The organism is Teichococcus rhizosphaerae, from assembly GCF_002631185.1.
In the GTDB taxonomy this organism is placed as follows: domain Bacteria; phylum Pseudomonadota; class Alphaproteobacteria; order Acetobacterales; family Acetobacteraceae; genus Pseudoroseomonas; species Pseudoroseomonas rhizosphaerae.
This window is the reverse complement of the sequence record NZ_PDNU01000091.1, coordinates 1-5,164: the sequence shown is the minus strand read 5'-3', so window position 1 is coordinate 5,164 and position 5,164 is coordinate 1. Positions and strand designations below refer to the sequence as shown.

6 protein-coding genes are annotated in these 5,164 nt (G+C 67.7%); 5 read left to right on the top strand and 1 reads right to left on the bottom strand.

Annotated elements, in window-relative coordinates; all coding sequences use genetic code 11:
• On the top strand, positions 1-910 hold a 910-nt coding region (locus CR162_RS21515; RefSeq protein WP_099097513.1), incomplete at its 5' end, for a 5-oxoprolinase subunit C family protein.
• Between the two features lie 43 nt (positions 911-953).
• Here the strand turns inward: CR162_RS21515 and CR162_RS21510 are convergent.
• Positions 954-1,337 carry a fimbrial protein gene (locus tag CR162_RS21510; protein ID WP_223819114.1) on the bottom strand — a complete coding sequence of 128 codons (384 nt, stop codon included), beginning with the start codon at positions 1,335-1,337 and terminating at the stop codon, positions 954-956.
• A gap of 174 nt (positions 1,338-1,511) precedes the next feature.
• Between CR162_RS21510 and bioB the strand changes: the two genes are divergently transcribed.
• From bioB to CR162_RS21490, 4 genes are all read left to right on the top strand, one after another.
• Positions 1,512-2,570, top strand: a complete 1,059-nt coding sequence (gene bioB / locus CR162_RS21505; protein ID WP_003103330.1) for a biotin synthase BioB — start codon at positions 1,512-1,514, stop codon at positions 2,568-2,570.
• Between the two features lie 105 nt (positions 2,571-2,675).
• Entirely contained in the window at positions 2,676-3,881 is a 1,206-nt protein-coding gene (bioF, locus tag CR162_RS21500) for an 8-amino-7-oxononanoate synthase (RefSeq protein WP_015502248.1), read from the top strand.
• Positions 3,874-4,596, top strand: a complete 723-nt coding sequence (locus CR162_RS21495; protein ID WP_003084828.1) for an alpha/beta fold hydrolase — start codon at positions 3,874-3,876, stop codon at positions 4,594-4,596. The genes bioF and CR162_RS21495 overlap by 8 nt, the downstream gene beginning before the upstream one ends.
• A partial coding sequence (locus CR162_RS21490) for a methyltransferase domain-containing protein (RefSeq protein ID WP_099097514.1) occupies positions 4,589-5,164 on the top strand: 576 nt, incomplete at its 3' end. The genes CR162_RS21495 and CR162_RS21490, both read left to right, overlap by 8 nt.

Below are 5,164 nucleotides of genomic sequence, written 5' to 3'. Positions count from 1 at the left end.
TCACCTGGGTATCCCGCCGTCCGGCGCGCTCGACCAGTACGCCCTGCGCGCGGCCAACCTGCTGGTGGGCAACGCACCGACCGCCGCCGTGCTGGAGTGCGCGCTGCTGGGTCCGCAGCTGGAGTTCCAGCGCGACGCCCTGGTGGCCGTGTGCGGGGCGCGCATGACGCCTCGCCTGGAGGGCGCGGAGATGCCGCTGGATACTTCCTTCCGGGTTCGCGCCGGCCAGGTACTGGGGTTCGATTTCATCCGTGCCGGCGCCCGTGGCTATCTCGCCATCGACGGCGGCATCGCGGTACCCGAGGTGCTGGGCAGCCGTTCGACCTACGGTCTGGGGGCGATCGGTGGCTTGCAGGGACGGCGACTGGCGGAGGGCGACCTGCTGCCCCTGGGGCCTGCCTCGCCCTCTGCCGTGGAGGGCTTGGCGCTGCCGCGCTCGTTGCAGGTGGAGGTCGGCGGCGAGGTGAGCTTGCGGGTAGTTCCCGGACTCTACGTCCATCGCCTGACTCCCGACGCGGTCGAGCGTTTCTTCGCCGAGACCTGGACCGTCGGCTCGGAGGCGGACCGCACCGGCTACCGCTTCAAGGGCGGCACGGCGCTCCGGTTCGAGCCGCGCGAACAGCCATTCGGCGCAGGCTCGGACCCGTCCAACATCGTCGACGCCTGCTATCCCATCGGCTCGATCCAGGTACCGGGCGGGCTCGAACCCATCGTCCTGCATCGTGATGCGGTATCCGGTGGGGGATATGCCACGCTGGGCACGGTGATCAGCCCCGACCTGAACCGGCTGGCGCAGATGCAACCGAACCAGAAGGCGCGTTTCGTCGCCGTCAGCCTGGAGGAAGGTCTCGAGGCGCGTCGCCGTTACAACTGGCAAGTGCAACGACTCCAGCACTTCTTCCTGCGCTGAGTCGTCGATACCGGCCGCTTCCGTCTGCGAAGCGGCCTCCCGCTCACTTGTAGTAGATATCTATCGCAGTGGTGGCATTGAATCGACCCAACGTAGGTGCGTTGGTCATCCATTTCAGTTGGGCCAGGAAGTTCTTCACCACGACCTGGTCTTTGCTGTGTTCCACCAATTGGAATTCTTTGTTGAAGGGGACGATGCGACGGTCTTCTTGCCTGAGCACGGTGATGCCTACGGACTTGTTGTCTCCCGGCACCAACGTGTCGCCTACGGTGCTGGAAGAATTCACGGGTCTCAGAAGGGCTCCCAGGCCATAGGCGCTATTGCAGTTCTTGCTTGCAGTGATCTGGAAGGGCTTTTCCTTGATGGTCTGGTTGGTGGCGGCTTGAAGCGCTTGAAGTAGGCCGAAGTCGAGTGTCTTGGGTGAAATGCTCAGGGGCGACGATCGCCGATGAAATGATCAAATATTGATCAGGTGTATACCTGTGTCCTGGTCTGGGTTGACAGCGTCCTAGAGCCACTTATGATGCCCCTTAAGCCTGACCCCGGCGTGCCGGGGCTCCCCGACAAAAGGCGCCATGCAAGCGTCGAAGGAATCTTCCCCATGAGTGCAACCGCTTCCGTCGCCACCCGTCACGACTGGTCCCTCGCCGAAGTCCGTGCCCTGTTCGAGCAGCCGTTCAACGACCTGCTGTTCCAGGCGCAGACGGTGCATCGCGCGCACTTCGACCCGAACCGCGTACAGGTCTCGACGCTGCTGTCGATCAAGACCGGCGCCTGTCCCGAGGACTGCAAGTACTGCCCGCAGTCCGGCCACTACAACACCGGCCTGGACAAGGAGAAGCTGATGGAGGTGCAGAAGGTCCTCGAGGCGGCGGCCGAGGCCAAGGCCATCGGTTCGACCCGCTTCTGCATGGGCGCTGCCTGGAAGCACCCGTCGGCCAAGGACATGCCCTACGTCCTGGAGATGGTCAAGGGCGTGAAGAAGCTCGGCCTGGAGACCTGCATGACCCTCGGCCGCCTGACCCAGGAACAGACCCAGGCGCTGGCGGACGCCGGCCTCGACTACTACAACCACAACCTGGATACCTCGCCGGAGTTCTACGGCAACATCATCACCACCCGCACCTACAGCGAGCGCCTGCAGACCCTGGCCTACGTGCGCGAGGCGGGGATGAAGATCTGCTCCGGCGGCATCCTCGGCATGGGCGAGTCGGTGGACGACCGCGCCGGCCTGCTGATCCAGTTGGCGAACCTGCCGGAGCACCCGGAGTCGGTGCCGATCAACATGCTGGTGAAGGTCAAGGGCACGCCCCTGGCGGAAGAGAAGGACGTCGATCCCTTCGACTTCATCCGCACCCTGGCGGTGGCCCGGATCATGATGCCGAAGTCCCACGTGCGCCTGTCCGCCGGCCGCGAGCAGATGAACGAGCAGATGCAGGCGCTGGCCTTCATGGCCGGGGCCAACTCGATCTTCTACGGCGAAAAGCTGCTGACCACGAAGAACCCGCAGGCCGAAAAGGACATGCAGTTGTTCGCCCGTCTCGGCATCAAGCCGGAAGAGCGCGAAGAGCACGCCGACGAAGTGCACCAGGCCGCCATCGAGCAGGCGTTGGTGGAACAACGCGAATCGAAGCTGTTCTATAACGCCGCTTCCGCCTGACCATACTGGAAGGGAGGGCGCCGCCGTCCCTTCGTTGCAGCCGCTGATGTCGGCCCTGCGTGGACGGGTGCGCCTGCGTCCGTCCAGCAACACGAGCGACCTGCCATGTCCTTCGATCTCGCTTCCCGCCTCGCCAGCCGGCGCGCGGAAGACCTCTACCGCCAGCGGCCGCTGCTGGAGTCGGCCCAGGGCCCGGACGTCGTGGTCGACGGCCAGCCGCTGCTGGCCTTCTGTTCCAACGACTACCTCGGCCTGGCCAATCATCCCGAAGTGATCGCCGCGTTACGCGCCGGCGCCGAGCGCTGGGGCGTGGGCGGCGGCGCCTCGCACCTGGTGGTCGGCCACAGCGGTCCGCACCACGAACTGGAGCTGGCCCTCGCCGAATTCACCGGGCGGCCGCGCGCGCTGCTGTTCTCCACCGGCTACATGGCCAACCTTGGCGCGGTGACCGCGCTGGTCGGCAAGGGCGACACGGTGCTGGAGGACCGCCTCAACCACGCTTCGCTGCTGGATGCCGGATTGCTCTCCGGCGCGCGTTTCTCGCGCTACCTGCACAACGACCCGGCAAGCCTCGCCGCGCGCCTGGACAAGGCCGAGGGCAATACCCTGGTGGTCACCGATGGGGTCTTCAGCATGGACGGCAATCTCGCCGACCTGCCGGCCCTGGCCGCCGTCGCGCAGGCCCGCGGCGCCTGGCTGATGGTCGACGACGCGCATGGCTTCGGCCCGCTGGGCGCCAGCGGCGGCGGGATCGTCGAACACTTCGGCCTCGGCCAGGAGCAGGTGCCGGTGCTGATCGGCACCCTCGGCAAGGGTTTCGGTACCGCCGGCGCCTTCGTAGCCGGTAGCGAGGAACTGATCGAGACCCTGATTCAGTACGCCCGGCCCTACATCTACACCACCAGCCAGCCGCCAGCGGTGGCCTGCGCCACCCTGAGGAGCCTGGAGCTGCTGCGCCGCGAAAGCTGGCGGCGGCAACACCTGGCGGCGCTGATCGCCCGTTTCCGCCATGGCGCCGAGGCGCTTGGCCTGACCCTGATGGACAGCTTCACGCCGATCCAGCCGATCCTGGTCGGCGGCAGCCGCCAGGCCGTGGCCCTGGCCGGCATGCTTCGAGCCCGCGGCATCATGGTCGGCGCGATCCGCCCGCCAACCGTGCCGGCCAACAGCGCGCGGCTGCGCGTCACGCTGTCCGCCGCGCACAGCGAAGCGCAGGTCGACCGCTTGCTCGAAGCCCTCGGCGAAAGCTGGCGACAGCTGTCGTCTAGCCTTCTGGCAGAGATCGAAGCCGAGGAGGGAGACGATGCGTGACCACCTGATCCTGTTGCCGGGCTGGGGCCTGGGCAGCGCACCGCTGGAACCGCTGCGCGACGCGCTGCACGAGCGCGAGCCGCACCTGAACGTGTTGATCGAGCCGCTGCCGTCGCTGGACGATGCCGCCGACTGGCTCGACGAACTCGACGACAACCTGCCGCGCGATAGCTGGCTGGCCGGCTGGTCGCTGGGTGGCATGCTCGCCGGCGAACTGGCGGCGCGCCGCGGCGACGATTGCCGGGGCCTGCTGACCCTGGCCAGCAATCCGTGCTTCCGTGTGCGCGAGGACTGGCCGAACGCGATGCCGGCGGAAACCTTCGAGGACTTCTTCGAGGCTTTCCTGCTCGAACCGCACCTGACCCGCAAGCGTTTCACCCTACTGGTCAGCCAGGGTGCGCGCGACCCTCGGACCCTGGCGCGGCAACTGCAGGTGGCGCTGCCGCAGCTGGAGCGCGAGGCGCTGGTCGCCGGCCTGCAGTTGCTCGGCCAACTGGATACCCGGGCCGCCCTGGAAAACTTCCGCGGGCCGCAATTGCATCTGTTCGCCGAAGCCGATGCGCTGGTGCCGGTGGCCGCCGCCGAGGCCCTGCTCGAGTGGCTGCCGGACGTCGAGGTCTCGACCCTGGCGGCCAGCCACGGCCTGCCGCTGGAATGCCCGGACGAGGTGGCCAGCGCAATCCTGAGATTCCTTCGCGAGGGTGACGATGCCTGACGATTCCGCGCCGCTGCTGGCGCCCCATGGCGTTGCCGCGCTGCCCGACAAGCGCCGGGTCGCCGCGTCGTTTTCCCGCGCGGCGGCCAGCTACGACGCGGTGGCCGAACTCCAGCGCGGCGTCGGCGAGAGCCTGCTGTCGGCATTGCCGGAAGGCTTCTCGCCGCGCCGCTGGGTCGATCTCGGCTGCGGCACCGGTCATTTCAGCCGGGCCCTGGAACGCCGCTTTGGCGCGGCCGAGGGCCTGGCTGTGGACATCGCCGAAGGCATGCTGCGGCATGCCCGCGCGCGCGGCGGCGCCAGCCATTTCATCGGCGGCGACGCCGAGAGGCTGCCGTTGCGCGACGGCAGTTGCGACCTGCTGTTCTCCAGCCTGGCCATCCAGTGGTGCGCCGACCTCCCGGCGGTCCTGGCCGAGGCGCGGCGGGTCCTGCGGCCGGGCGGCGTGCTGGCGTTCAGCAGCCTGTGCGTCGGTACCCTGGGCGAGTTGCGCGACAGTTGGCGGGTGGTGGACGGCTTCGTCCACGTCAATCGCTTCCGCGCCTTCGCCGACTACCTGCAACACGCG

What these genes read in the sequence shown, in the direction of transcription:
- bioB (WP_003103330.1), top strand. Translation starts at nt 1,512, where the DNA reads ATGAGTGCAACCGCTTCCGTCGCCACCCGTCACGACTGGTCCCTCGCC.
- CR162_RS21495 (WP_003084828.1), top strand. Translation starts at nt 3,874, where the DNA reads ATGCGTGACCACCTGATCCTGTTGCCGGGCTGGGGCCTGGGCAGCGCA.
- bioF (WP_015502248.1), top strand. Translation starts at nt 2,676, where the DNA reads ATGTCCTTCGATCTCGCTTCCCGCCTCGCCAGCCGGCGCGCGGAAGAC.